This window comes from Devosia sp. Micro-HW1, from assembly GCF_056341075.1.
On record NZ_CP094375.1, the window covers coordinates 3,001,280 to 3,027,091 of the forward strand.

Consider the following 25,812-nt stretch of genomic DNA (forward strand, 5'->3'; position numbering starts at 1 on the left):
AGCCCTGAAGCTTGCGCCGAGCCTTGCAATCTGATGTTGTCGCCCGACATGCGTCCCCGTCGGATCTGGCGGGTTAGAGGGGAAAATAGTGTCGCAGGAAGAAGCACCGCCCGCCACGCGCGGCAAGCGGGGGGTTAAGCCATCGGGCAAGCCGACGCTCAAGACCATCGCGCAGATGACGGGTCTGGCGGTGACCACGATTTCGCGGGCACTCAACAATGCGCCTGAACTGGCGCAGGAAACCCGCGATCGGGTGCAGAAGATCGCGGCCGAAATCGGCTACCTGCCCGATCGCGCCGCCCTCCGCCTCAAGACGGGTCGGACCAATGTCGTTGCGCTGATCCTCGAGCCCGACGAGCAGATCTATGGCTTCGGCACCAACCTGGTGACCGGCATTACCGAGGCCTTGCGCGACACCAGCTATCACCTCGTGATCACGCCGCTCTTCCGCAATGTCCAGCCCATCGTGCCGATCCAGCATATCGTGCGCAATCGCATGGCCGATGGTGTGATCTTTTCCAAGGCGGAGACGTTCGACGAGCGCATCCGCTTCCTCATCGACAATGATTTCCCCTTCGTCAGCCACGGTCGCAGCCACTGGCCCGAGCCGCATCCCTATGTGGATTTCGACAACGAGGAATATGCCTACGGCGCCACTTTGCGCCTGGCCGCCAAGGGCTGCCGCAAGGTCTCGATCGTCCTGCCTGACAGCGCCCTGACCTATACCGAGCATTTGAAGGCCGGCATAGAGCGCGGTGCGCGCGAGACCGGGCTTGCCTATGAATTTGCGGCCGACGTCAATCTCTCGAGCCCCACCGATTCCATCCGCAATTATGTGATCAAGCGCTCCAAGCGCCCGGACGGGCCGGATGGCTATGTCTGTGCATCCGAGGTCTCGGCCCTTGCGGTCATCGGGGGCCTCGCCGATGCCGGTCTGGTCGTGGGCAAGACGGCCCATGTCGTGACCAAGCAATCGACATCCATGTTCATGCAGTTCCAGCCGGGCGCAGAGACCGTCCAGGAAGACTTCGTCGCTGCCGGCCGGGGCCTTGCCAGCACCTTGCTGCGCCGCATATCCGGCGAAACGCAAAACCTGCACATCATGCAAAAGCCGGTCTTCGACTGGAAGGATTGACCTCGCCGGTCGCAAACCAAGCCGCGCAGCCCTGGGGCCTGACCCTCAAGACCCCCTTCACTCCAATCGCGCCACTGGAGGCGATGGGCCCTGCGGGTCGGCTCAGGAGCCTTCCAGCTCTTCGCGCAGCATTTCCAGCTCCAGCCACTGCTCCTCTGCCGCGGCCTTCTTCACCGCCGCCGCCTCCAGCGCCTTGGACTTGGCAGCAAAGCCGTTCGGGTCCCTGGTGTAAAGGTCCGGCGCGGCCAGGGCCTTGTTCAGCGTGGCAATCTCGGCATCGAGCTTCTCGATATCCTTGGGCAGAGTTTCGAGCGCGTGCTTTTCCTTGAAGCTCAGCTTACGCTTGGCGGCGGCTGGTGCGGCGGCCGGTTCCGCCTTCGGCTTTTCCGCCTTGGCGGCCTTGTCCACGCTGCGGGCCAGCACGCCCTCGCCGCGCTGGGCCACCATGTCCGAATAGCCGCCAGCATATTCCGTCCAGCGGCCATCGCCCTCGGCCATGATCACCGAGGTCGCCACCCGGTCGAGGAAATCGCGGTCATGGCTGACCACGACGACCGTGCCGGCATAGTCCGAAACCATCTCTTCGAGCAGGTCGAGGGTTTCAAGGTCGAGGTCGTTGGTCGGTTCGTCGAGCACGAGGAAATTGCTGGGCAAAGCCAGTGCGCGGGCCAGTGCCACGCGCGCACGCTCGCCGCCACTGAGCTTGCCGATGGGCGTATTGGCCTGTTCCGGGGTGAACAGAAAGTCCTTCATGTAGCCAACGACATGCTTGTTCTCGCCGTTGATCTTGAGCGTGTCGCTGCCCCCGCCGGTCAATGCATCCTTGAGTCGCGTCTCGGGTTCCAGCCTGGCCCGGCCCTGGTCAAGCATGGCCAGTTCAATGGCCGAGCCGAGCTTGATGGTGCCGCTATCGGGCTCGAGCAGGCCGGTCAGCATCTTGATCAGCGTCGTCTTGCCCGCGCCATTGGGGCCGACAATGCCAACCCGATCGCCGCGCAGCACGCGGGTCGAGAACTCCTTGACCACGGCGCGGCTGCCGAAGCTCTTTGAAATGTTTTCAGCTTCCGCCACCAGCGCGCCCGAGGTCCGGCCCTCGGTCACCGCCATGGTCACCGACCCGGTGACCTTGCGCTGCTCGCGCCGCTCATGACGCAGCCCGGCGAGGCGTTCGAGCCTGCCGACATTGCGCTTGCGTCGAGCCGTTACGCCGTAGCGCAGCCAGTGCTCCTCGCGCACGATCTGCCGATCGAGCTTGTGGCGGTCCTTTTCTTCCTGCTCCAGCACCTCGTCGCGCCAGCCCTCAAAGGCGCCAAAACCCTTTTCGATGCGGCGGGTGACGCCGCGGTCGAGCCAGACAGTCGAGCGCGAGAGATCGGAGAGGAACCGCCGGTCGTGGCTGATCAGAACCATGGCCGAGCGCATCTGGTTGAGCTCATCCTGCAGCCACTCGATGACCGGCAGATCAAGGTGGTTGGTGGGCTCGTCGAGCAGCAGCACATCCGGCTGCGGCGCCAGCACCCGGGCCAAGGCCGCGCGGCGGCCTTCGCCGCCCGAAAGCGTTGCCGGGTTTTCCGTGCCGCTGAGCCCCAGGGCATTGAGCAGATATTGCGCCCGATAAGGGTCGTCGCCGGGCGCGAGACCCGCCTCGACATAGGCCAGCGTCGTCGCATGGCCGGTCAGGTCGGGCTCCTGCGGCAGGTAACGGATGGTGGCACTGGGCTCGGCGAAGCGCTTGCCACCGTCATGCTGGACGATGCCGGCCGCGATCTTGAGCAGTGTCGACTTGCCCGATCCATTGCGCCCCACAAGGGCGATGCGCTGTCCCGGAGAGACGATGAGCTCGGCGGCCTCCAGCAGCTGCGTGCCGCCAAAGGTGAGCTGAATGTCCTGCAGGGAAAGGAGAGGAGGTTGGGCCATGAGATGTCCGGAGAGTGTGCCAGCGCTCTAGAGCATAGGCCCGAAAGCAGATCAATCGATGGCGCAATGAAAAAGGCCGGTCAGGACGTTGAGGATCCTGGCCGGCCCGGGGAGACGGTAGCAGCAAGCCCCGTCGTGTTCTGGCGTTCGGACCCACAGGCCCCAAGGGGTCGCAGCGCCATGTCCGCAATCAAACATGACTAAACCTGATTGTCAAACTCATAATTGAGTTTTCTGGTCAGGTTTTCCTCAGGCCGCTGAAATCGCCGCCATGCTCTCGTTCACCGCCTCGGCCGTCGTGATGCCCAGGCGTTCGCGGATGGAGCGCTTCTTGCTGGCCAGATCGGCAATGGTATGCTTGCTGAGCACGTCGAAAAAGGCCCCCAGCGCCTCGCGCAATGCGCCATTGAGGTCGCATTCTCCGATCAGCGGGCAGTCCGCGCCCTCTTCAAAACATTCGGCCAAAGCGAAGTTCTCTTCGGTCAGCCGGATGGTATCGAGCAGGGTAATGTCCTCGGCCTTCTTGCCCAGCTTGATGCCGCCATGGCGCCCGCGCACGGTCTGCAGCAGGCCCGCTTCGACCAGCGGCTTGATCAGCTTGAACAGGAACAATTCGGAAATGCCATAGGCCCGGGCGATCTCTGCAACCCGGCTCAGGCCTGGCTCGTTAACAGCGCAATAGACCAGCGTGCGGATGGCATAGTTGGATTGTCGTGTCAGTCTCACGGGAAACCTTTCTGGGGCCTCGGACGAGGGTCGAAAATCTGGCTTTTGCTCTTCTACTGTGTGCGCTAGCTTATAACCATTCTAAAAAATGTCAAATAATCTTGAAGGCAGTCATCAGGTTTTTGTGATCCGCGGCGGACTGGACACTGATTTATGTTCCACCTATGAATTTAATAGCTGGAGGAGGTTCGTCAATTGGACCAGACCGTTACGAGGGCAGTGCTGAGCGATGGCGCTGCCGATGCCACTGGCCTGTCGCGCTACGACATCGCCCATATTGGCGATCGCATGTTCGAAATCATCGGCGAGGCACTCAAGACCGGCGAGTCCGTGAAGCTCACGGGATTCGGCACGCTTGAAGTGCGCTCCCGGGCCGAACGGGTCGGGCGCAATCCGCGCACCGGCGACGAGCACCGGATCGCTCCCCGACAGACCGTCGTCTTCATTCCCAGCGCCCGCATGCGCGATGCGCTGGATCATCTCGTGTCCGAAAAGGCCTGATAGCGCTTCCAGCGAAGTGGCAACGGTTTTGCGGTCCGGAAGCGCGACCAGGCAATGATCTAGAAGTAGCGGCGGAACAGCGGCAGTTCCGCCGCGCCGATGGCCGGAGCAAGGCTGCCCAGCCTTCCACAGACGACCCGCGGGGGCGGCAGCGATCGCTTGGGCAGGCGCGTCAGTTCGGCCGCGACCAGCTCGACCAGTCTTTCGCTATGCGGGCGCGACAGCACCGTATCGACCACCACCAGCGGCTGTTCGACCACGCTATTGGCATTGTAGATCACCTGCGCCAGGGCCCGCGCCGCCCGGCCCAGCCAGCCTTCCGCCCCGCCTGCCTGGTCCGGGTCCAGGGTCGAAGCGGCGGCTCCGGCGGCCTTGGGATCAATTCCCTCGAGGCTCTGCCGCAGCGCCGAGAGCGAAGCAATGCGATGGGCCCGTTCGGGCGTGCCGCTTTCGGTGGTCACCAATATACCGCCCAGTTCCGCAGCATTGCCGGTCGGCCCTTCCCACAGGGCCCCGTTGCCGACGATGCCGGCGGCGATGAAATGGGACACGAGCAGATAGATGATATTGGCCGGGCGCGGCGGCTCCAGGTCGATCAGCTCCGCCCAGCAACCGGCATTGCCGTCATTAAGCAGCGTCACGGTCAGGCCCGTCTGCGCCGCAAGCGCGCCGCCGAGGTCCAGTGCCTGCCACTGCGCGACCTGCTCTGGCGGCGCGCCCAGCACGCCCACATTTTCCGCGAGGTCGCTGGGCATGGCCAGCCCCAGGTCGTGCAGGCGCAGGGCCTGTTCGGGCGTGAGGCCGGCAACGAAATCGGCCACGATCGCGCTGATGGTGCCCACAATGCTGGTGGCATCGGGATAGAGATAGTCGACATGGTGCCGGCGCAGCACATCGGCATGCATGTTGAGCAATACGACAGCGAGATGCCGCCAGCCCAGTTCGATGCCGATGGCAAAACCACCGTCAGGGTTCAGTGTGATGGGGGTGGCGGGCTGGCCGCGCCGGCCGCGCAGGACCGGCCCGCGCACGATAAGGCCTTCGCGCTCCAGATCGACAAGAATGGCCGAAACGGTTTGCGGCGCCAGTTGGGACAGGCGGGAAATATCGGCATTGGACGCGCCGGCATTGAAGCCGACAACCGTCAGGACGGTTTTCTCATTGGCACGGCGCACGCCGACATGGCTCACGCCACGTCGTCCCGATTCAAACACATCCCGTGTCGGTTCGTCGGATTTGGTCATGCAAAGGCTCCAGCCTGCGGCCCCTGAGGGCAGGGCGGAATGGGGAAGGACGGTCTCGGCGCGCTAGAGGTCGACGATCAGCGTGACGATCTCGAATGGTCGCAGAGACAACGCCAGCGCGTTGCCGTCAAGCACCAGCGCTGCGGCATTTCCTTCCTCCATCAGATTGGCGCGCCGCACCGCACGGACCGGTAGGCCAAAATGCAGCACTGTCTCGGCCCGGCGATTGGCCTGTTCGAACAGGCGCAGCACCAGCGCCTCGGATTTTTCCGCCTTCTTGACCGTCTCTATGGTGACATTGGGCGCCTCCACCCAGGCGAGGCTGAACCGGCTTGCTTCCAGTGGCGGTCCCTCCATGAGACGCGGCGTGCCCACGACCATGACCGGGTTGTTGAACCGCTCCGCGGCGCGATGCACTTCGGCAAGGTCTTCGAGACCCGCATGTACGAAAAGGCCGTAGCGCAGGCGATGTTCGCCGCGATCCGCCTCGGGGCTGGGCCAGCTCGGGCCCCGCACCAGGCTCAGGCGCACCATCTGCTCAACTGCGTCATAGCCATATTTGCAGTCGTTGAGCAGGGCGACGCCAAAGTCGGCCTCGCTCATGTCCACCCAGCGCTGCATGCTGGCTTCGAAGCGGGCCCGGTCCCAGCTGGTATTCCGGTGAGTCGGGCGGGTGACATGGCCAAACTGGATTTCCGAGCGGATTTCCGACGTGTTGAGGTCGAAATCGAACGCGGCCTTGAGCACCTGCGCGCGCTCCTGCCAGTCGACAAAGGTGTCGAACTCGATCTGTCGCTCCCCCTCGGCCAGGGAGATCACCTGCACTATCAGTGACGCGCCATAGCGGCGCTCGATGCGCAGGGCGGCCCGGTGCGGGCCGGTTTCGGCCACGCTGATGCTCTCGGCCCTGTCCAGCACCCAGAACTGTTCTTCGAAATAGGCGTCGATGTCCCAGGCCTCGTAGTCCATCGGCTTGTCTTCATAGGCGACAAGCCGGTTGGCCCGCTGGCCAGGTTTGAGCACTTCGCGTCCCGTCGTCTTGTCGAAAATGGACGTGATCTCGCCATTGGCGTCGAAGGCGACGCGCAGCATTGCATTCTCCAGATGCCGCTCCGACACCGAAAGACTGCTCGGCACTGTGGCCTCGGCGGCCACGACCTGCATGTCCGCCCAACCCAGCGAGGGCAGAGTACCCGCTGGCGCCGCCCATTCGCGACTGCCATCGGCGCGCATCAGGCTTTGCAGGACCACCTTTGTGTCCCCCACCTGCAGCGCCGCCCCATCCAGCCCGTCCTGTGCGCCCAGGCGCACGAGATCGCTGCGGCTTTGGGCGAGGAAGTTGACAAGGCGCAGGGCGCCATCGGCCAGCGGAGCCACCGCCCGGGCAGCACTTTGCCAGGGCCCCTGCGCCGCGTCATGGGCGGCAAAGATGCGCGCATAGTCGGCGTCGCTGTCGACATAGACTTCCGGGATCGAGGTGCCGGGCAGGATGTCGTGGAACTGGTTGATGAGCACCAGCTCCCAGAATTCGCGCAAAGTCTCCACGGGATAGGCGGCGCCGGCCCTGGCCTGCGCCATGGCGCCCAGAAATTCCAGCTCCCGCAGCCGCCTCTCGGCCAGCCGGTTCTTGGCCTTGTTCTTGGCCCAGGTGGTCAGCGTTCCCCGGTGATATTGCAGGTAAAGCTCGCCATTCCAGCTGGGGAAGCGCCCGGGATCGGCGTCCATGCGCGCGCCCAGCCGGTCGAGGAAGGGCACGATGCCTTCGAGTTTCACCCTGGGCGCGCCGGGAATGCCGCGCTCGAGCCGCGTGCCACGCTCGATCATCGCCCGTGTCGGACCGCCCCCGCCATCGCCATAGCCGTAGGACATGATGACTTCGCTGTTGGCGCGCTTGGGTTCGTAACGCTTCCAGGCGCCCATCGTCTCGCTGACCGACAGGTCGCCATTATAGGTCGTATAGATGGCGTCGCTCTCATAGGCCTGCGCCGTGATCAGCTGCGCCTTGGTCACCGTGCCATCGATGCCGCGCCAGAAGAACGTATCGTATGGGTGCCGGTCGGTGTCGTTCCAGCTCAGCTTCGAGGTCACGAAATAATCGAGGCCGGATTTTTCCATGATCTGCGGCAGGTTGGCCGAATAGCCAAAGGTGTCGGGCAGCCACACGGTGCGCGGGGTCACCCCGAAATGCTCCTGGTGGAAGCGCCTGCCGCGCATGATCTGGCGTACGAGGCTTTCGCCCGAGGCTATGTTGACGTCGGGCTCCACCCACATGGCGCCTTCGATTTCGAACTGTCCCGATTTCACCTTGTCGAGCAGACGCTGCCAGAGTTCCGGGTAGTCGCGCTTCAGGAAATCGAACAGCACCGACTGGTTGTACATGAAGACAAATTGCGGGAACTCCTCCATCAGCTGGAGCACGGTGGCAAAGCTGCGGGCCGTCTTGTCACGCGTATGGATCACCCGCCACAGCCAGGCGACATCGAGATGGGTGGAGCCAACAGCCGTGACCTGCGGCTGCAGCTCGGTATCGACAAGCGCATAGATCTCCGCCGCAATGGCCTCGGCTTCGGGCAAGCTTTCCCAAAGGCCCGCGCTCTGGTGCCCGCGCCGGTCGAGCGCCCGCAGTGCCCGCTCCACCCGATCGAGGATGGCATGGCGGCGCGCATCGCTCTGGTGCAGGCGTACCGCCACTTCCAGTGGCGTCATCAGGTCGAAGTAGAGGCTCTCGATCCGTCGGTCGCGGGTGAAAAAATCCACCCCGAAGCCGACCAGGGGCCGGTCGAAAAAGGTGAAGGCGTCGATCATCACCACATGGTGGTTACCCGGTACGGCATCGGTCTCGATGACCAGCTCGGTGTGATTGCCGTCGAGGCCCTGAGCGATACGGCCATCGAGATAGACGAGGCATTGCGGGTCGGTGGTGCCTGGCCGGTCCTGCCACTGGCTGGAAAAGCGCATGACGAAAGTCTTGCCGCGCGCCCCCTCGGGCACCACCACTTCGGCTGCGAACCAGCTATGGTCCTGATGCTTTGCCCAGACCGAGTGACGGTCGAACTGTTCCCAGCTTCGCCAGTCGGCTCGCAAGGCATCGGCCGCCGCAAGGTTTTCGCGCTGGATACGCCAGGTAAACGGTATGTCTGCGAGCGGCGTGCGGATCCTGGACTCGAGATCGGCGCAGAGCCGGAACAGCTTTCCTTCCCGCTTGATATCCTCGGCGCCAAGCGCGAGGCGGGTCGCGAGTGGATTTGCATAGGCCATGATGTCCTCCCGGCGCCGTCGAGCGCCCCGACTTGCCAAGCTAGTCAGGAAATTGCAACGTTGCAATGAATTTGAGTTTGTCCTGTTCCCACTGGTGTCGTTCACGCTAAAAGGATGAACCATGGAGCCTATGCATGCAGGATCGTGACGACCCACCGGGGCGGCCGACGCTCAGGACGATTGCGGAAATGACCGGCCTCAGCCTGTCCACCGTCTCGTTGTCGCTGCGCGGGGGCGCTTCCCTCAGGCAGGAAACGCGCGACAAGGTGGCCGAGGCGGCACGACGGGTGGGCTATGTGCCCGACCGCGCCGGCGTGCGCCTCCGCACCGGCAAGACCAATGTCATCACCCTGATCCTGCATGGCGGCGACGATTCCATCGATTTTGCCCGACAGATGATCCAGGGCATCGGCAAGGCGCTGGCCGGCACCCAGTATCATCTCAATGTAACGCCCGAATTCGCTGGTGATGGCGGTGTGACAGAGGTCCGATATGTCCTCGACAACCGCACGGCCGACGGTGTCATTCTCACCCATACGACGCCCGATGATGTCAGGGTGGCCGCTCTCGTGGCGGCCGGCTTTCCCTTCGTGACCCATGGCCGCACCGGCTTTGCCACGCCGCACCCGTATCACGATTTTCATTCCGAAATGTTTGCCCGGCGGGCGCTGGATCGTCTGGCGGACAAGGGCTGCAAGCGGGTCATGCTCTTCGTGGGCAATCCGCGCATTACCAACTTCGCCAATATCGCCACGGCCTTCAGAATGGCCGCGCAGAAACGCGGCATCCATGCCGAGGTGCTCGATGTGGGAGACAAGCGTCGCACTCCCGAAGAGGTGCGGGTGCTGGGGAGCGAACTGGCGCGCCGCCCCGATCGTCCCGACGGCATCATCACGGACAATGAAGTCCGCACCATCACCCTGCTGGCGGGCATGCAGACCGCAGGCCTGGTGCCGGGGCAGGGGGTGGAACTGGTCTACAAGCAGACCTCGGGTATTCTGCCCGCCTTCTATCCCGACCTCGATTCCATCGAGGAGGATGTTATCGCCTCGGGCGCGGAATTGACCCGGCTGCTGCTCCGGCGCATCGACGGGGAGCCCGCCGAGGATCTGCAGACCCTCGCCGAGCCCGTGTTGCACTGGCGCAGTGGCACACGATGAGTGACTAGGCGCCGGCTGCCGTTAACAATGTGTTGGCATTTTCATTGAGCGTCAGGCGCACACCACGCGCCAGGCTTTGCACCTGCTCCACCGACGTTGCCGAGGCAATCGGGGCGCTGACGCCGGGCTGCGCAACCAGCCAGGCCAAGGCCACTTCCGCCGGCGTGGCATCGAGTTCCTTGCTCACCTGATCCAGCGCCGCGAGGATCCTCTTGCCCTTGTCGTCGAGATATTTGGCAGCGCCGCCGCCGCGCGGCGATTTGCCGAAATCGGCCTCAGAGCGATACTTCCCGGTCAGGAAGCCGGCTGCAAGGCTGTAGTAAACAATTGATCCGACTTCATTTTCCAGAAGATAGGGACGAAGCGCCTCGAACTCTTCACGATCATAGAGATTGTAGCGGGGCTGCGTGACTTCGTAGCGCGGCAGCGATTTGATCACCGCCGTCTGCTGGGCATCCTCCATCATCTGCACCGTGTAATTGGAGGCCCCAATGGTCCGCACCTTGCCGGCGCGGATCAGCACATCGTACGCCCCAAGCGTCTCTTCATGGCTCGTCTCGGCATCGGGCCAGTGGCTGAAATAGAGATCGATATAGTCGGTCTGCAGGCGCTTGAGCGAGGCCTCGACACTGGTCTTGATGGCCTCGGCCTTGAGCCCGCCCGGCTGCTTTCCGGAATTGACCTTGGTGATGATGTGGACGCTCTCGCGGTTGCCTCGCGCCTTCATCCACTTGCCGATAATGGTCTCGCTCATGCCCGGTGGATTACCGGTCACCCAGTTCGGATAGCCCTCGGCTGTGTCGATGGCGGTAAAGCCGGCCGCGACATAAGCGTCGAGAATGTCAAAACCCCTGGCCTCGTCCACCGTCCAGCCGAACACGTTGCCGCCCAGCACCAGGGGTTCGATGACCAGTTCACTGCGTCCAAGGGGGCGTCGGTTCATTCTGTCTCTCCTTCTTCATTATCGGCATCAACGCCTTGGCCGCCATTTTGTTCGGTGTCCGGCACTCGCGGCGCGCACCAGAGAAGGGCTTCGGCAATGGCGTTGAATGAACCGGAAAGCCCGATCAGGGCAAATCCGCCATCTGTTTCGCCTTCGTGCCGCAGATAGACAAAGGTGCCGTGACGCAGCCCGTCGACCAGCCAGCCATCCGGGTCGGCGAGCCGTCCGCCATAGGGCGACGCGGAGTGGGCCTGCAGCATGCGCGTCTCCCGATCGAGGGTGATTTCCCAAAGCCCTGTCACATCGGCCTGCCGGTTGGAATGGATATGAACACCGGTCGAAAAATCATCCTCGCAGCGCACGACGAGGCACGTATGGGCCGCGTCGCTGGAGCCTTCGGCGCAGCCCATGCTGGCCCTGTCCCCTTCGCCGGGGAGGGACGAATAGCGCCAGCCCGGTTCCTGGGCCAGTGCCGGTCCGCAGCCCAGGCAAACCAGGGCGATCAGCGTTTTGGCTCGATAAGGTCCCATTTGTTCCCATAAAGGTCTGCGAAGACGGCGACAGACCCATAGGCCTCGTGGCGCGGCGGCTCCAGAAACTGAACCCCGGCCGCGCTCATGCGTGCATGGTCGGCAGCAAAATCATCGGTTTCAAGAAACAGCATGACGCGGCCGCCGGCCTGGTTTCCCACGGCTGCACTCTGTTCTGGACTATCGGCCCGAGCCAGCAACAGGCGGGCACCCGCACCGCCCGGCGGCGCCATCAGCACCCAGCGCTTGCCGCCGCTCAGCGGCGTATCCTCGATCAGCGCAAAGCCGATCCGGTCGCGGTAAAAGGCGATGGCCTCGTCATAATCGGCGACCACGAGGGCAAAGGTGGCAATGGCTTGGGTCATGAGGCCATGCTGTGCCGCGGCGCGGCCCGCGGTCAAGCCGCAAACGTGCTGCCGAACGCATGCGCCATGTTCCGTCCAATTCTGTTGTAAAGTCCCGCCCGCAATATGGCGATTGACCAATTGGTCAATAAGGCCATTGCGCTTCCTCGATTTCTAGGATTTGGTAGCCGCCAAGCCCCGGTCGGCAAGCCGGGTGCGCAAAAATATGTCTCGGGAGACAACAATCATGAAATTGATGAAAACCCTCATGGCGGCGACCGCCATGTTGGCTCTTGCTGCTGGTGCGGCGCAGGCCAAGCAGCTGGTTTATTGCTCGGAAGCCTCCCCGGCTCACTTCGATCCTGGCCCGCTGACCGGCGGCAACGACTTCGACGCGTCCTCGCACACGATCTACAACCGCCTCGTGGACTTCAAGCCCGGCACGACCGAAGTCGTCCCCGCGCTGGCCGAGAGCTGGGAGATCTCCGAGGACGGTCTGACCTACACGTTCAAGCTGCGTGAGGGCGTCAAGTTCCACACCCAGCCCTACTTCACCCCCACCCGCGACCTGACCGCTGAAGACGTCGTCTTCTCGTTCACCCGCCAGATGGACGAAGAAAGCCCCTGGTTCGACTATCTCGAAGGCATGACCTGGGACTATTTCCAGGGCATGGACATGCCCAAATATATCGCTTCGATCGAAGCGGTCGATGACCTCACCGTCAAGCTGACCCTCACCGAGCCGAACGCCCCGATGCTGGCGAACCTGGCCATGGACTTCGCGGCCATCGTGTCGAAGGAATATGCGGACCAGCTCGAGGCTTCGGGCGATCTCGCCGCCTTCTCTACCCAGCCCGTCGGCACTGGCCCGTTCCAGCTGGTCGACTATCAGCTCGACACGGTCATCCGCTATTCCGCCTTCCCCGACTATTGGGAAGGCAAGCAGCCGATCGACGACCTGATCTTCGCCATTACCACCGACGCATCGGTGCGCGCCCAGCGCCTGCTCGCCGGTGAATGCGATATCATGCCCTATCCGGCTCCGGCCGATCTCGAGGCCCTGCAGGCCGACGAAAACCTCGTCGTCCAGGAAGGCGAAGGCCTCAATATTGGCTACATCTCCTACAACACGACCGAAGCCCCGTTCGACAATCCGGACGTGCGCAAGGCGCTGACCATGGCCATCGACAAGGCCTCGATCATCGAGGCCGTGTACCAGGGTGCCGGCCAGGACGCCAAGAACCTGATCCCGCCCACCATGTGGTCCTATGACGACGCCACCGAAGCCGACGTCTATGATCCGGAAAAGGCCAAGGAACTGCTGGCGGCTGCCGGCGTGACCGAGCTGACCACCGATCTCTGGGCGATCCCGGTGTCGCGTCCCTACAACCCGAACGGCCAGCGCGTTGCCGAACTGATCCAGGCCGACTGGGCCAAAGTCGGCGTCACTGCCAATATCGTCACCTACGAATGGACCGAGTATCGCGAGCGCGGCAAGCAGCCCGATCGCAAGGGCCCGTTCATGATCGGCTGGACCGGCGACAATGGCGATCCGGACAACTTCTTTGCCACCCTGTTCTCCTGCTCGGCCATCGGCGTCTCGAACTATTCGAGCTGGTGCAATGACGATTTCGAGGCTGCCATCCAGGCTGCCAAGACCACCAGTGACCAGGACGAGCGGACCGCGCTCTACACCACGGCCCAGGAAATCTTCAAGGCCGAAGAGCCGGCGATCACCCTGGCCCATTCCAAGGTGTTCATGCCGATGAACAAGCGCGTGCTCAACTACACCCTGAGCCCGCTCGGCACCCACAGCTTCAAGTATGTGGACGTCCAGGAATAAGCCTTAGGGCCTGACAGCAAGCAGGGAGCCTCGATCCGGCAAAACCGGAGCGGGGCTCCACCTTTTAAAATGAGAGCGGGGCGGATGGGTCAGGACATGATCCGCGCGAAGGCCTCGCCAGAGACAGGAAACGGGCTCAGCCGGTTCGCTGCATGTTGTGGCGAGCGGGCACCCAGGGGCGACCCTCACAATGCTGAATTTCATCCTGCGCAAGATTGCGCTTCTGGTGCCGACGATCATCGGCATCTCCATCTGCGCCTTTGCCTTTGTGCGCGTCTTGCCGGGCGATCCGATCCTGGCCATGGCCGGCCAACACGGGGTCAGCCCCGAGCGCTACGAAGTGCTCCGCGAGCAGTTCGGCTACAACCTGCCGATCTGGCAACAATATTTCAATTATCTGGGCTCGGTCCTGCAGGGCGACTTCGGCGTCTCGCTGGCCACCAAGCGCCCCGTCATCAACGAGTTCATGGCGCTGTTCCCGGCAACGGTCGAACTGGCGCTCGCCGCTTTGTTCTTTGCCGTGATCATCGGCATTCCCGCCGGCATCTTTGCCGCCATCAAGCGCGGCTCCTGGTTCGATCAGCTCACTATGGGCGTGGCCCTGACCGGCTATTCCATGCCGATCTTCTGGTGGGGCCTGCTGCTCATCATTTTCTTTTCCGGCTATCTGGGCTGGACCCCGGTTTCGGGACGCATCGCGCTGACCTTCTTCCTCAAGCCGATTACCGGCTTCATGCTGATCGATACCCTGCTCTATGGCAATTGGGCGGCTTTTGTGTCGGCGCTGCGCCACCTGATCCTGCCGGCCATCGTGCTGGGGACGATCCCGCTGGCAGTGATTGCCCGCCAGACGCGTTCAGCCATGCTCGAAGTGCTGGGCGAGGACTATGTCCGCACCGCCCGCGCCAAGGGCATGTCGCCGCGCCGCGTGGTCAATGTGCACGCCCTGCGCAATGCGCTGATCCCTGTGGTCACCACCATCGGTCTTCAGGTCGGTCTCCTGATGGGCGGCGCCATCCTCACCGAAACCATCTTCACCTGGCCGGGCATCGGCAAGTGGATGATCGATTCCATCTTCAAGCGCGACTATGTCGTGGTGCAGTCGGGCCTGCTGATCATCGCCCTCGTGGTCATGGCGGTGAACCTCATCGTCGACCTGCTCTATGCCCTCATCAATCCGCGCATCAGGGTGCAGTAATGTCGACAACAACCCAGGAAACCACCGCCATTGCCAGCACCGCTCCGGCCGCCAAGCCGGTCTCGGGCCTGCGCGAATTCTGGTTCTACTTCTCCGTCAATCGTGGCGCCGTCATCGGGCTCACGGTCTTTTCCATCCTTCTCCTCCTGGCGATCTTTGCGCCGCTGATTGCGCCATACGCCCCGGACGAGCAGTTCCGCGATGCGTTGCTCAAGCCACCGATCTGGGATCCGAACAGCGATCCCCGGTTTATCCTGGGCACCGACCCGGTGGGCCGCGACATCGTTTCGCGTCTTATTCACGGCGCCCGCTATTCGCTGTTCATCGGCTTTTTCGTCGTTGTTGCGGCGCTGGTCGTCGGTGTCATCCTGGGCGTCCTGGCCGGCTATTTCGGCGGCTGGGTCGACGTCGCCATCATGCGCGTCATGGACATCATCCTCGCCTTCCCCTCGCTGCTGCTGGCCCTGGTGCTGGTGGCCATTCTGGGGCCGGGACTGTTCAACGCCATGATTGCCATCGCCATCGTCCTGCAACCCCATTTCGCCCGCCTTGTGCGCGCGGCGGTCATGGCCGAGAAAAACCGTGAATATGTCACGGCGGCAAAGCTTTCCGGTGCCGGGCATTTCCGCCTGATGCTGGTGACCATTCTGCCCAATTGCCTCGGGCCGCTGATCGTCCAGGCGACGCTGAGCTTTTCCAATGCCATTCTCGACGCTGCCGCGCTCGGCTTCCTCGGCATGGGGGCCCAGCCCCCGACCCCCGAATGGGGCACCATGCTGGCCTCGGCCCGCGAATTCATCATCAAGGCCCCCTGGGTCGTGACCTTTCCGGGCCTGGCAATCTTGATCACGGTGCTGGCCATCAATCTTATCGGCGACGGACTGCGCGACGCGCTCGATCCCAAGCTCAAGAGGAGCTGAACCATGGCCCTTCTCGAGATCAAGAATCTCACTGTTGCCTTCGATACGTCGGTGGGCCTGTTCAAGGCCGTAGACGGCATCGATATTTCGGTCGATCGGCACGAAGTGCTGGCCATCGTGGGCGAAAGCGGCTCGGGCAAGTCGGTCGCCATGCTTGCCTGCATGGGTCTGTTGCCCCGCACCGCCGTGGTCAGCGCCGACGTCATGCGTTTTGACGGCCGCGACATGCTGGCCATGAGCGGCAGCGAGCGCCGCAAGATCATCGGCAAGGACATTGCCATGATCTTCCAGGAGCCCGTGGCCAGCCTCAACCCCTGTTTCACCGTCGGTTTCCAGATTGGCGAAGTGCTCGAACGGCACCTCGGTCTTCGCGGCAAAGCGGCCCGCGACCGGGCCGTGGAACTGCTGGGGCTGGTCGGCATCCGCGACGGGGCCGAGCGTCTCAACGCCTTCCCGCATCAGATGAGCGGTGGGCAATGCCAGCGGGTGATGATCGCCATCGCCCTCGCCTGCAGTCCAAAACTGCTGATCGCCGACGAGCCGACCACGGCGCTCGACGTGACCATCCAGAAGCAGATTCTCGACCTGCTGGTAAAACTCCAGGCCGAAACCGGCATGGCGCTGATCATGATTACCCATGACATGGGCGTCGTCGCTGAAACAGCCGACCGGGTGATTGTCCAGTACAAGGGCCACAAGATGGAAGAAGCCGAGGTGCTCTCCCTGTTTGAAAATCCCCAGTCCAACTACACCCGCGCGCTGCTGTCCGCTCTGCCCGAAAACGCCGTGGGCGGGCGCCTGCCCACCGTGTCCGACATGCTGTTTGAAGCGGCCCCGGGAGCGCGCCGATGACCACGCCCGTTCTCGAAGTGCGCAATCTCAAGCGCGACTATGTCTCCTCGGGTGGTTTCCTCAGGCCCAGCAAGGTCGTGCATGCGGTCAAGGGGGTCAGTTTCACCCTCGAAAAGGGCAAGACCCTGGCCGTGGTGGGCGAAAGCGGCTGCGGCAAGTCGACCCTGGCGCGCATGATCACACTTATCGATGAACCCACATCGGGCGAGATCGTCATCGATGGTACTCCCGCCAGCGCGGCCCATGTCACCCGCGAAATGCGCCAGAAGGTGCAGATCGTCTTCCAGAATCCCTATGGTTCGCTCAACCCGCGCCAGAAGATCGGTGACGTCCTTGCCGAGCCACTGCTGCTCAATACCAAACTGTCGGCCGGCGAACGGCGCGACAAGGCCATGGCCATGCTGGTCAAGGTCGGCCTCGGGCCCGAGCACTTCAACCGCTATCCGCACATGTTCTCGGGCGGCCAGCGGCAGCGTATCGCCATTGCCCGCGCACTGATGCTCAATCCGAGTTTTCTCGTGCTCGACGAGCCGGTGTCTGCGCTCGATCTCAGCGTCCAGGCCCAGATCCTCAACCTGCTCAAGGACCTGCAGGACGAATTCGGCCTGACCTATGTCTTTATCAGCCACGACCTCAGCGTCGTGCGCTATATCGCCGATGAAGTCATGGTCATGTATTTCGGCGATGTGGTCGAACATGGCAGCCGCGATGCGGTGTTCGAGGCGCCCCAGCACGACTATACAAGGACGCTCTTTGCCGCGACGCCCCGCGCCGATGTCGAGCACATAAGGGCCCGCATCGAGCGCAAGAAGGCCGTCGTCGCCTGACGGCACATTTGGCCTCCCTCGCCCACCCGAGGTGTGAGGGAGGTACCGGCGCGGCGCATGGGGGAGCCAAGTGGCGGCATCGGACGTTTCGTTCACATGCCGACACCGACCCAGGAACTTCGTGCCGTCCAGAAGAACCGCGGCCGCAACGCCAAGGCGCCGCAGGATATTCCCCTGCGCGGCTGGAAGGATGTGGCCTACCGGATTTTTGTCGGCTTCAACCAGAACCGGATACTGCTGACCGCCGCCGGGGTCACGTTCTATCTGTTGCTGGCCCTCGTGCCTTCGCTCACCCTGCTGGTGGTGGCCTATGGCCTGCTCAACGACGCGCGCAGCGTGATCGAGCAGGTCAATCTGCTCGAGGGGATCGTCCCCGATGGCGGCCTCGGCATCATTCGCGACCAGTTGATCCGCCTCACGATCGAGGACAATCGCTCCTTGAGCATCACCCTGCTGGTCTCGCTCGGGGTCGCTTTGTGGGGCGCGGGCGCCGGGATCAAGGCCCTGTTCGAGGCCATGAACGTGGTCTATGGCGAGACCGAGAAACGGAACTTCCTCGTCATCAACCTGATCGCCCTGGTCTTCGTGCTCGGGGGCCTCATCATGATGATGCTGATGTTGACCGTGGTTCTGGTCCTCCCGGTCCTTTTCAGCATGTTTTCCCTTGGCGTCTATGACTGGGCGGTACAGGTAGGTGCCTATTTCGTCATGCTGCTCTGCCTGGGCCTCGTACTTTCGGCGGTCTATCGCTGGGGACCAAGCCGGGAAGCTGCGCGCTGGCGCTGGGTGACCCCGGGCAGCATCCTGGCTACGCTCTGCATCCTGATCATGTCCGCCGGATATTCCTGGTACGCCGCCAATTTCTCCAATTACAGTGCTGCCTATGGCTCGCTTGGGGCGGTCATCGGCTTCCTCACCTGGATGTGGCTGTCGGTGACCATTGTCATCCTGGGCGGTTCGCTCAATTCTGAAATCGAACATCAGACCGTGGTCGACAGCACCACCGGCCGACCTGAGCCCATCGGTACACGGGGGGCCTATGTTGCCGACACTGTCGGCGGCCGCTGGCCGGCACGCGGTGGCGAGGCCGCCGAGGGCCGGCCAGCCAGCGAGGAAGCCGTCAAACGCTGACGCGCTGTCCTGCCTTGCCGGAGCGGATCAGCGCGTCGATCAGGCGATGTACCTGCAAGGCCGAGTGGCCGGTCGAGACCGGCTGTCGGCCCATCTCGACCGCCTCGGCAAACTCGGCGATCTGGGCCATGTGCCAGTCGAAGGGGAAGGCCATGGGGTCCGCGCCGCCGCCGGAATTGCTGGCCTCGCCAATGGTCTCGGTGCGCCCGTCAAACCAGGAGAGCGTGAGGTTTCCGCCAGTCAGCGTTGCACTGGCATCGGCAAAATTGAGCGTCAGGCTTTCCACTCCGCCCGGAAAATTGGCCGTCGTCGCCATCACGCTGCCCACCGCGCCATTGGCGAATTCGAGACCGCCGGCGACGAAGTCCTCGGTTTCGATCCTGTGCAGGCCGGTCGTCGCGGCCAGGGCCGTCACCGCCTTGACCGGCCCGGTCAGGCTCAGCATCAGGTCGAGCGAATGGATGGCCTGGGTGATGAGCACGCCGCCGCCATCCTGGGCAAAGCTGCCGCGACCGGGCTTGTCGTAATAGCCCTGTTGCGGCCGCCACCACGGCACGACCAGATGCACGGCATGAAGCGTCCCCAGTTCACCGCTGCTGACCTTTTCGGCCAGCGCCTTGGACGCAGCGCGGAACCGGTGCTGGAAGATGATGCCCAAGGTCACACCCGCCGCGTCGCAGGTCGCCACGATCCGCTCGGCGGCGACAGTGGTGCGTTCCACCGGCTTTTCCATCAGCACATGCTTGCCCGCTTTGGCAGCGGCCGCAACGATCTCCTCGCGGGCATTTGGCGGGGTCAGAACCAGGATGGCATCGACCTTGGGATCAGCAAGCAGCGCCTCGTAGCTCTCGGCGGCCGGAAAATCATAGGTGGCGCAGAACTGCTCGAGTTCGGCCCGGTTGCGCCGCCAGACGCCACGCACGGACACGCGATCGCGCAGCGCGTTGAGCGCCAGCGCATGGGGTTTGGCCGCCATGCCGGCACCCACCACGCCCAGCCCGAAAGTCCTGTGTTCATGCGCCATTCAGCCGTCTCCTCATAAGTCTTGGTTGCGCCACGTTTCCGGCGCTCATCTGTCTTGGGACATGGGAGAGCACCTATCATGAAATGGCTTGGGATTGCTGCTGCACTTTTGGTTGCCGCGGGAATTGCGCTGTCCGGCTGGTTCGTCAGCACGGGACTGGTAGAAAGCCGCCAGCCATTGCGTACGGTGACCGTCAAGGGTCTCAGCGAGCGCTCCGTCGAGGCCAATCTGGGCTTCTGGCCCATCCGTTTCGTCGCCACCGGCCCGACCCTGCAGGCAGCCCGCGCCAGCCTCGAGACCTCGGAAGCTGCGGTGCGCACCTTCCTTGCCGATCGCGGCTTTGCCGAAGAAGAAATCCAGGTCCAGAACGTCCTCGTCGAAGACCGGGCTGCCGGCTACAATGCCGGCTCGACGCCTGATGATTACCGGTTCGTGCTGACCGAGGACATGCTGGTCACCACCGAACGTGTCACTGACCTGGCGGACGCGAGCCGCTCCGTCGCCGACCTCTTGCGCCAGGGCGTCGTCTTTTCCTCCGATGCCTATAGCGCCGGCGCCAGCTTCGTCTTTACCGGCATCAATGATCTCAAGAGCGAGATGCTGACCGAGGCAACGCAACGGGCAAAGGAAACCGCCGCGCAGTTTGCCACCGAGTCCGGCGCTGCCGTGGGCGATATCCAGAGCGCCAATCAGGGCGTCTTCGAAATCCTGCCGGCGGTGGAAATCCCCAATGATCGGCCCGAAAAGCAGATCGACAAGAAGGTGCGGGTGGTGACGACCATCACCTATTTCCTGGTCGATTGAGCGCCCTGGCATCGGGAATTCCGGCGGAGTATCGCCCCTTCCGTCTTGAGGCGCAGGATGGGGGAGGGGCGAACGCTGCTAGCCTGCGCGCGCAAAATTCTTTTCGCGCAGGAAATCTTCCAGCGCGTCGCGGGCCATCGGCCGGGCGAAAGCATAGCCTTGGAGGATGTCACAGCCCAGATCGCGCAGGATGACCGCATGTTCCATGGTCTCGACGCCTTCGGCGACGATTTCGATGTCCATGCTCTTGCCGATATCGACGATCGAGGCCACGAGCTGACGCTGGGCGGGATCGTTGAGAATGGGCATGACCAGCTGCCGGTCGATCTTGAGGCGACGCGGACGCAGTTTTTGCAGTGACACGATGGACGCATAGCCAGTGCCGAAATCGTCGATCTCCACGTCGATGCCCAGATCCTTGATCTGGTCGATGTTGAAGGCGACGACGCCATCGTTTTCGTCGAGATAGATGCTTTCCACCAGCTCGAAAGCCAGCCGGCCCGGCTCGAGCGGCAGCGACTTGAGGCTGTCGATCAGCCCCTCGTCATGCAGGCGCCGCAGCGAGACATTGACCGAGGCCCGCGGCACGTCGAGCCCGATCTTGTCCCAGCGGGCGAGGTCCGCGAGGGTGTGGTTGAGGATCAGCCGGTCGATCTGGGCGACCACGTTGAGCTCCTCGGCCACCGCCATGAAGCGGTCGGGCGTCCGGATGCCCTCTGCGGGATGGTGCCAGCGGGCCAGCGCCTCGACCCCGACCAGGTCCAGCGTGCGGGCGCAGAATTGCGGCTGGTAGTAGGCCACGAAGGCCTCGGTTTCGAGCCCCTTGAGGATTTCGTCGGCGACCCGTTTGGTATTGACCACTTCGGCCTGCAGCGCCTCGGTGAAGAATTCGTGGCGGTTGCGACCGCGCGCCTTGGCCCGGTAGAGCGCAATATCGGCATTGACCAGCAATTGTTTGACGTCGATGGCCGAGGCGCGCGAGACCGCCACCCCGATGCTGACGCCAAAGCGGCATTCATGGCCTTCATGCGAGGCCGGGCGGCGCATTTCGCGCACGATGCGGTCGGCGATCAGTGTCAGGCGGGAATCGTTGGGACCGGCGCTGGAAACGATGACGAATTCGTCCCCGCCGATACGGGCGACGAAATCGGTTTCGCGGCAATTGGCGCGCAGCACCTTGCTGGCATGCACGAGCATCGCATCGCCTGCTGCGTGGCCGAGAGTATCGTTGATCTGCTTGAAGCGGTCGAGGTCGATATGCAGCAGCGCGATCGAGCCGCTGCCGTGGTAACCATCGGCGGCGTGGCGCTTGAGCACTTCATCAAGATACCGGCGGTTGGGCAGGCCGGTCAGGCTGTCATGCAGCGCATTGTGTTCGATGCGGATGCGGGCCGCTTCCAGCTCGTTATTGCGCGCCTCGGCCTGGCGCTTGGCGCGCCGCAGGTCGTCATTGAGCTCGACATCGCTGGTCACGTCCCAGTTGACGCCCACGACGCGATCGGGCTGGCCCGGCTCGGAGAACAGCGCGCCCACCGAACGCACATAGCGCAGCCCTCCATTGGGCAGGACAACCCGATAGTCCGATTCATAGTGGCCGCCATTGATCATGTCGCGGAAGTCGGCCCCGGCGCGGTCGCGGTCATCTGGATGGAGGATGGCGAGCCAGTCATTGTGGTTGCGGGCCTTGCCATCTTTGACGATGTCATAGAGTTCATATGTCCGGTCATCCCAGGTCTGGTCGCCGGTGGACATATCCATTTCCCAGACACCGATCTTGGACACATCGAGCGCCAGATTCAGCCGGCGGGTCAGGATGGCCAGCTGCTTTTCGCGCGCTCTCAGTTCATGGATGTGATCATGCCGCTCGCTGATCATATGCGCAGTGACGGCAATGGGCAGCAGGATCAGCGCGCCGGCCGCCACCAGTATGCCGCGCAGCAGCCATAGCGAAAGCGGGTTTCCTGCCCAGCCCGATTTTGGCACGGCGGCGATCTGCCACTTGCCCGAGGGCAGGACGACATCGACCATGACGGGGCGCTGGCCGCGGAGATCGGGGCCGAAAAACCGGCGCCCGCCGACGCCGGTGCCGTCGTGTCCGGTGATGGAAATGTGAAGGTTGAGCAGCGGGTTGAAGAGGCCGCTCTGAAGATAGAGGCGATCCACATCGACCACTGCCGAGATGATGCCCCAGAAGCGCCGATCCGGACCCTGGCCGGTAAAGACCGGGAACCGGCCGATAAAGCCGCGGCCGCCCTGAACCAGATCGACCGGTCCGGCAATGGAAAGCTTGCCTGTTGTCGCGACGCGCTCGACCGCCTCCCACTGCTCGGGGATGGTGCGGTAGTCAAGCCCGATGACCGCCTCATTGCCCTTGAGCGGATGGGTCATGCGCACGACCAGATCCGGGGCGGCGGCCACCGATTTGAGCTGGCTCTTTTCCTCGAACAGGTTGCCAACCAGGGCGTCATAGCGCGCCTGATCCATGTCCGGCTCGGTTGAAATCGTGGAGACCAGCCCTTTGACGAGCTGGAAATTGCTCGAGAGGTTGCCCTCCAGCCGGGCCCTGATCACGGAAATCTGGTTCAGGGCCTCGGTGCGCAGCCGGTTCTCGGTGATCTGCTGGTTCTGCTGCTCCAGGAAGATGCCGATCACCACCATGACGACAAGCGCCAGCACGACAGGAAGCGCCATGGTGCGCCGCCAGTCCCCGCGATGTTTCTCGGCCCGATCCTCGATCATTGTCCCGCCTGAGCGCTCCGACACGTTCTGTGTCTGGAGGTCATACTAGGAGGAGAGACCTTGATGAGTAGCTTACCAGAGCGCCATTGTGACAAACTGGTAAATGCTCTGCAAAAGAGCGCCCTAGACTTGCTCGAGTTCGATCAGCGTGCCGTTGAAGTCCTTGGGGTGGAGGAACACGACCGGCTTGCCATGGGCCCCGATGCGGGGCGTGCCATCACCCAGCACGCGGGCCCCGGTCCGCTGCAGCTGCGCCATGGCGGCGGCAATGTCGGGCACTTCGAAGCAGAGGTGATGCATGCCCCCGGCCGGGTTCTTTTCGAGAAAAGCGGCGATGGGCGAATTGTCCCCCAATGGCTCGAGCAGTTCCACCTTGCTATTGCCGGTATCGACAAAGACCACGGTGACGCCATGCTCGGGCAGTGCCTGCGGTGCCCCGACCTGGGCGCCGAGCTGGTCGCGATACCTCGTGGCAGCAGCTGCGAGATCGGGCACGGCGATGGCGATGTGATTGAGGCGGCCGATCATCGATTGGAGAGCCTTCCCTCGATCTCGTTCAGCACCGAAAAGGCGGCGTCGAGCACATTGGTGCCGGGACCGAAAATGGCGGCGACGCCGGCATCGTAGAGGAAGTCATAGTCGGGCTCGGGAATGACCCCGCCCACAACCACGGTGATCTCGCCCAGATCCCGGTCGCGCAAAGCCGCGATCAGTTCAGGCACCAGCGTCTTGTGGCCGGCCGCCAGCGAGGAGACACCCACCGCATCGACCCGCAAGGTGTCTGCATGGGCGGCGACTTCTGGCGCCGTTTCAAAAAGGTCTCCCATATGGGTGATGAAGCCAAGATCGGCAAAGGCCGAGGCAATGATCTTGGCGCCGCGATCATGGCCGTCCTGCCCCATCTTGGCGATGAAGATCGACGGCGCCCGCCCACGCGCCGCCTTGAAGGCGTCGATGCGCGCGGTAACCGACTTGAGCTGCGGGTCCTCGCCATAGAAGCCGGCATAGACGCCCGAAATCACCTTGGTGACGGCGCGATGGCGGCCGAAGACGTCTTCCATTGCCTGGCTGATCTCGCCCAATGTCGCGCGGGCGCGGGCCGCCTCGATGGCTGCTTCGAGCAAATTCCCCTCGTCCTTGGCGGCGAATTCGCGCAAGCCCGCCAGCATGGACTGGCATTTTGCCTCGTCCCGCGTGGCCCTGATCCGGTCCAGCTGGGCGATCTGCTCGGCCCGCACCTTTGCATTGTCGATCTCGCGCAGCTCGATGCTCTCCTCGCTGTCGACGCGGTAGCGATTGACGCCGACAATGACGTCCTCACCCCGGTCGACCCGCGCCTGCCGGAGCGCCGCCGCTTCCTCGATGGCCAGTTTCGGGCCGCCCGATTGCACATAGGCGGTCATGCCACCCTCGGCCTCGGCTTGCTCGATCAGTTTTCGCGCGCCATTGACCAGGTCCGCGGTCAGGGCTTCGACATAGTAAGACCCTCCGAGAGGGTCGACCACGTCGGTGATCCGGCTTTCATGCTGCAGGATCAACTGGGTATTGCGGGCAATGCGGCTCGAAAACTCGGTGGGGAGCGCAATGGCTTCGTCGAAGGAATTGGTATGCAGCGATTGTGTGCCGCCCAGCGTTGCGGCCAGAGCCTCGATCGTGGTGCGGACGATATTGTTGTGCGGGTCCTGCTCGGTCAGCGACACGCCCGACGTCTGGCAATGGGTGCGCAGCATTTTCGAGCGCGGGTCCCTGGCGCCGAGATCACTCATGATCTGGCTCCAGAGCTGCCGTGCGGCGCGCAGCTTGGCGACTTCGAGGAAGAAGTTCATGCCGATGCCGAAAAAGAAGCTCAGGCGCCCGGCAAAGGCGTCGATATCGAGCCCCTTGGCCTGGGCGGCGCGGACATAGTCCATGCCGTCAGCCAGCGTATAGGCCAGTTCCTGCACCGCGGTCGCCCCGGCCTCGTGCATGTGGTAGCCCGAAATCGAGATGGAGTTGAAGCGCGGCATATGCTCGGCCGTATGCGCGATGATGTCGCCCACGATCCGCATCGAGGGTTCGGGCGGATAGATATAGGTATTGCGAACCATGAACTCCTTGAGGATGTCGTTCTGGATGGTCCCTTCGAGCTGATCCTGTCGGACGCCCTGTTCCTCGGCCGCGACGATAAACATGGCCAGCACCGGAATGACGGCGCCATTCATGGTCATCGAGACGCTCATCTGGTCGAGCGGAATACCGTCGAACAGCACCTTCATGTCCTCGACCGTATCGATGGCGACACCGGCCTTGCCGACATCGCCGACAACGCGCGGATGGTCGCTGTCATAGCCGCGATGGGTGGCCAGGTCGAAGGCGACCGAAAGCCCCTTCTGCCCCTTTTCCAGCGCCTGCCGATAGAAGGCATTGCTCTCCCGCGCCGTCGAAAAACCGGCATACTGGCGGATGGTCCAGGGCCGGTTGGCATACATGGTCGCCCGCACGCCGCGGGTGAACGGCTCCATGCCCGGCACCTCTGAGCCTTCGCCGAAATAGACCGGTTTTACGCCAATGCCGCCATAGTCGCGATCGAGCGAGGCAAGCGGCGTGTCGCGGAGTTCGCGCTGGGCGAGCTTGGCCCATTTGTCGTGGGGATCAGACATCGCAACCCCCACCCTTGATCCCTCCCCACAAGGGGAAGGGAGACGATGAGCACTGGCGCTGTGGTCCTGCGCCTCCC

Annotated in this window: 21 protein-coding genes; 10 read left to right on the forward strand and 11 right to left on the reverse strand. The window is 63.3% G+C overall.

The genetic code is table 11. The features are described from left to right. Window positions 1-88: 88 nt before the first annotated feature. Window positions 89-1,135: a LacI family transcriptional regulator gene (locus tag MQW79_RS14515; protein ID WP_476585181.1), complete on the forward strand. Its 1,047-nt coding sequence runs from the start codon at window positions 89-91 to the stop codon at window positions 1,133-1,135. 102 nt (window positions 1,136-1,237) lie between these two features. Here the strand turns inward: MQW79_RS14515 and MQW79_RS14520 are convergent, their stop codons facing one another. After that, window positions 1,238-3,052, reverse strand: coding sequence for an ABC-F family ATP-binding cassette domain-containing protein (locus tag MQW79_RS14520; RefSeq protein ID WP_476585182.1), 1,815 nt, complete (start codon window positions 3,050-3,052; stop codon window positions 1,238-1,240). Window positions 3,053-3,301: 249 nt separating this feature from the next. Then, on the reverse strand, window positions 3,302-3,778 hold the full coding sequence (gene rirA, locus MQW79_RS14525; protein WP_476585183.1) for an iron-responsive transcriptional regulator RirA: 477 nt from the start codon (window positions 3,776-3,778) through the stop codon (window positions 3,302-3,304). A gap of 195 nt (window positions 3,779-3,973) precedes the next feature. Between rirA and MQW79_RS14530 the strand changes: the two genes are divergently transcribed. Beyond that, window positions 3,974-4,279 (forward strand): HU family DNA-binding protein, encoded by a 306-nt coding sequence (locus MQW79_RS14530; protein ID WP_476585184.1) that lies wholly within the window; start codon window positions 3,974-3,976, stop codon window positions 4,277-4,279. 59 nt (window positions 4,280-4,338) lie between these two features. Here the strand turns inward: MQW79_RS14530 and MQW79_RS14535 are convergent, their stop codons facing one another. Together MQW79_RS14535 and MQW79_RS14540 are read right to left on the reverse strand one after the other, a co-directional pair. Then, the gene (locus tag MQW79_RS14535) at window positions 4,339-5,523 is read right to left on the reverse strand and encodes an ROK family transcriptional regulator (protein ID WP_476585185.1); all 1,185 of its coding nucleotides are present in this window, start codon (window positions 5,521-5,523) and stop codon (window positions 4,339-4,341) included. 63 nt (window positions 5,524-5,586) lie between these two features. Next, window positions 5,587-8,781 (reverse strand): alpha-mannosidase, encoded by a 3,195-nt coding sequence (locus MQW79_RS14540; protein ID WP_476585186.1) that lies wholly within the window; start codon window positions 8,779-8,781, stop codon window positions 5,587-5,589. Between the two features lie 134 nt (window positions 8,782-8,915). Between MQW79_RS14540 and MQW79_RS14545 the strand changes: the two genes are divergently transcribed. Further along, complete coding sequence (locus tag MQW79_RS14545; RefSeq protein WP_476585187.1) at window positions 8,916-9,941, forward strand: LacI family transcriptional regulator; 1,026 nt, start codon at window positions 8,916-8,918, stop codon at window positions 9,939-9,941. A gap of 4 nt (window positions 9,942-9,945) precedes the next feature. On the opposite strand, the gene MQW79_RS14550 is transcribed toward MQW79_RS14545, so the two are convergent. The 3 genes from MQW79_RS14550 to MQW79_RS14560 are packed head-to-tail and all read right to left on the reverse strand — an operon-like array spanning window position 9,946 to window position 11,779. Then, a complete protein-coding gene (locus MQW79_RS14550; RefSeq protein WP_476585188.1) occupies window positions 9,946-10,884 on the reverse strand; it encodes an aldo/keto reductase in 939 nt (312 codons plus the stop codon). Continuing rightward, a complete protein-coding gene (locus MQW79_RS14555; protein WP_476585189.1) occupies window positions 10,881-11,414 on the reverse strand; it encodes a hypothetical protein in 534 nt (177 codons plus the stop codon). The genes MQW79_RS14550 and MQW79_RS14555 overlap by 4 nt, the downstream gene beginning before the upstream one ends. After that, entirely contained in the window at window positions 11,387-11,779 is a 393-nt protein-coding gene (locus MQW79_RS14560; protein WP_476585190.1) for a VOC family protein, read from the reverse strand. Before MQW79_RS14560 ends, MQW79_RS14555 begins: the two co-directional genes overlap by 28 nt. A 226-nt stretch (window positions 11,780-12,005) precedes the next feature. Between MQW79_RS14560 and MQW79_RS14565 the strand changes: the two genes are divergently transcribed. The 6 genes from MQW79_RS14565 to MQW79_RS14590 all read left to right on the forward strand — a co-directional run bounded on the left by MQW79_RS14565 (window position 12,006) and on the right by MQW79_RS14590 (window position 18,529). Continuing rightward, the gene (locus MQW79_RS14565) at window positions 12,006-13,601 is read left to right on the forward strand and encodes an ABC transporter substrate-binding protein (RefSeq protein WP_476585191.1); all 1,596 of its coding nucleotides are present in this window, start codon (window positions 12,006-12,008) and stop codon (window positions 13,599-13,601) included. 190 nt (window positions 13,602-13,791) lie between these two features. Further along, complete coding sequence (locus tag MQW79_RS14570) at window positions 13,792-14,799, forward strand: ABC transporter permease subunit (protein WP_476585192.1); 1,008 nt, start codon at window positions 13,792-13,794, stop codon at window positions 14,797-14,799. Then, entirely contained in the window at window positions 14,799-15,719 is a 921-nt protein-coding gene (locus MQW79_RS14575) for an ABC transporter permease subunit (RefSeq protein WP_476585193.1), read from the forward strand. Before MQW79_RS14570 ends, MQW79_RS14575 begins: the two co-directional genes overlap by 1 nt. 3 nt (window positions 15,720-15,722) lie before the next feature. Then, complete coding sequence (locus MQW79_RS14580; protein WP_476585194.1) at window positions 15,723-16,571, forward strand: ABC transporter ATP-binding protein; 849 nt, start codon at window positions 15,723-15,725, stop codon at window positions 16,569-16,571. Continuing rightward, a complete protein-coding gene (locus MQW79_RS14585; protein ID WP_476585195.1) occupies window positions 16,568-17,398 on the forward strand; it encodes an ABC transporter ATP-binding protein in 831 nt (276 codons plus the stop codon). The genes MQW79_RS14580 and MQW79_RS14585 overlap by 4 nt, the downstream gene beginning before the upstream one ends. Before the next feature lie 57 nt (window positions 17,399-17,455). Beyond that, window positions 17,456-18,529 (forward strand): YihY/virulence factor BrkB family protein, encoded by a 1,074-nt coding sequence (locus tag MQW79_RS14590; RefSeq protein WP_476585196.1) that lies wholly within the window; start codon window positions 17,456-17,458, stop codon window positions 18,527-18,529. On the opposite strand, the gene MQW79_RS14595 is transcribed toward MQW79_RS14590, so the two are convergent. Beyond that, window positions 18,519-19,553, reverse strand: coding sequence for a Gfo/Idh/MocA family protein (locus tag MQW79_RS14595; RefSeq protein ID WP_476585197.1), 1,035 nt, complete (start codon window positions 19,551-19,553; stop codon window positions 18,519-18,521). The genes MQW79_RS14590 and MQW79_RS14595 overlap by 11 nt on opposite strands. A 78-nt stretch (window positions 19,554-19,631) precedes the next feature. Between MQW79_RS14595 and MQW79_RS14600 the strand changes: the two genes are divergently transcribed. Further along, entirely contained in the window at window positions 19,632-20,357 is a 726-nt protein-coding gene (locus MQW79_RS14600; protein ID WP_476585198.1) for an SIMPL domain-containing protein, read from the forward strand. Between the two features lie 78 nt (window positions 20,358-20,435). Here MQW79_RS14600 and MQW79_RS14605 read toward each other — a convergent pair whose 3' ends face one another. The 3 genes from MQW79_RS14605 to scpA form a co-directional block, all read right to left on the reverse strand. Further along, window positions 20,436-23,096 (reverse strand): bifunctional diguanylate cyclase/phosphodiesterase, encoded by a 2,661-nt coding sequence (locus MQW79_RS14605; protein ID WP_476585199.1) that lies wholly within the window; start codon window positions 23,094-23,096, stop codon window positions 20,436-20,438. A gap of 123 nt (window positions 23,097-23,219) precedes the next feature. Continuing rightward, window positions 23,220-23,624: a methylmalonyl-CoA epimerase gene (gene mce, locus MQW79_RS14610; RefSeq protein WP_476585200.1), complete on the reverse strand. Its 405-nt coding sequence runs from the start codon at window positions 23,622-23,624 to the stop codon at window positions 23,220-23,222. Then, window positions 23,621-25,735, reverse strand: coding sequence for a methylmalonyl-CoA mutase (scpA, locus tag MQW79_RS14615; protein WP_476585201.1), 2,115 nt, complete (start codon window positions 25,733-25,735; stop codon window positions 23,621-23,623). Before scpA ends, mce begins: the two co-directional genes overlap by 4 nt. Between the last annotated feature and the right edge of the window lie 77 nt (window positions 25,736-25,812).